The 1,498-nt window shown below is 76.1% G+C and carries 1 protein-coding gene; it reads left to right on the top strand.

Annotated features, from left to right (window positions below):
- A partial coding sequence (locus HGA02_RS19025) for a transglutaminase TgpA family protein (protein ID WP_168680927.1) occupies positions 1-1,498 on the top strand: 1,498 nt, incomplete at both ends.

Here is a 1,498-nt window from a genome sequence, read left to right as displayed (position 1 = left end):
CCCTGGGCCGCCGCCCGCACGGGTCTGCTGCGGCCGCGACGCGTCGTGGGGCTCGGCTCGCTCGTCGTGGTCGCCGTCGCGGCCGGGGTCGTCGGGGCGCCCGCCGTGGTCGGCGACACCCCGCGGTACGTGGTGCGCGACGAGATCGTGCCGCCGTTCGACCCGCGCGACTACCCGAGCCCGCTCTCGGCGTTCCGGCACTTCGTCAAGCTCGGCGAGGACACGACGCTGCTGACCGTGCGCGGCTTGCCCGACGGTGCGCGTGTGCGGCTCGCGACGATGGACCGCTACGACGGGGTCGTCTGGAACGTCTCCGGGGACGGCTCGGCCGACGCGTCCGGGGAGTTCCGCCGGGTCGGCCAGGTGCTGGAGCCGTCGGTCGACGGCGACCAGGCGCAGGTCGAGGTCGAGATCGGGGCGCTCTCGGGCGTCTGGCTGCCGACGGTCGGCATGGCGACGTCGTTCGACCTGGGCGCGTCGTCGGGCGCGCTGCGGTACAACGACGCGACCGGGGCCGCGGTGCTGGTGGGCGGTGTCCGCAAGGGACTCACGTACGACGTCGACGTCGTCGTCCCGCCCACGCCGGAGCCGTCCGACATCGGGGCCGCACCCGCGGCGGCCGTCACGCTCCCGGAGGTCGTCGGGGCACCCGACGTCGTCGCGGTGACCGCACCCGACGTCGCACGCGACGCCGGCGACCCGGCCGAGGTCGCGACCGCGCTCACGAAGTGGCTCTCCGAGAAGGGGTACTTCAGCCACGGCGTCGCACCCGAGGACTACCCGTCGCTGTCGGGCCACGGTGCGTTCCGCATGACGGCCCTGCTCGGCGGCGACCTCATGGTCGGCGACGGCGAGCAGTACGCGTCGGCGCTCGCCCTCCTGGCCCGCGAGATGGGCCTGCCCGCCCGCGTCGTCATCGGCTTCGAGCCCGAGCCGTCGGGCGGCGAGCCCGTGGAGCTCACGGGCGACGACATCCGCGCGTGGGTGGAGATCGCGTTCACCGGCTACGGCTGGGTGCCGTTCGACCCGACGCCGCCGCCGACGCAGACGCCGCAGGAGGACCAGCAGCAGGCGCCGACGCAGCCCGACCCGCAGGTCGTCCAGCCGCCCCCGCCACCGCCGGACGCCGTGACGCCCCCCGACGAGGACACCGAGCAGCCGACGACGGACGACCCGCAGGACGACGCGGACGGCAACGCCGTGTGGCGGCTGGTGGCCCGGATCGCGGGGATCGCGTCGATCCCGGTCGTGCTGGTCCTGCTGCCGTTCCTCGTGGTGGGTGTCCTCAAGGGGCGGCGCCGCCGACGTCGTCGCCGTCGGGCGGACACCGTCGGGCGCGTCGCGGGCGGCTGGGAGGAGGTCGTCGACCACGCGCACGACCTGCGCCGACCCGTCCCCGACCTCGCGACCCGGCAGGAGGGTGCGCGGGCGCTCGCGCACGCGTTCGCCGACGCGCCGGGTCCGCAGGCGGCCGCCGTCGCCGCGACGGTGCACGAGC

The sequence above is a fragment of the Cellulomonas septica genome (assembly GCF_012396155.1).
GTDB classification, from domain to species: Bacteria; Actinomycetota; Actinomycetes; order Actinomycetales; family Cellulomonadaceae; genus Cellulomonas; species Cellulomonas septica.
Note: the sequence above shows the minus strand (reverse complement) of the source record. Positions and strands in the feature narration are given on the sequence as shown.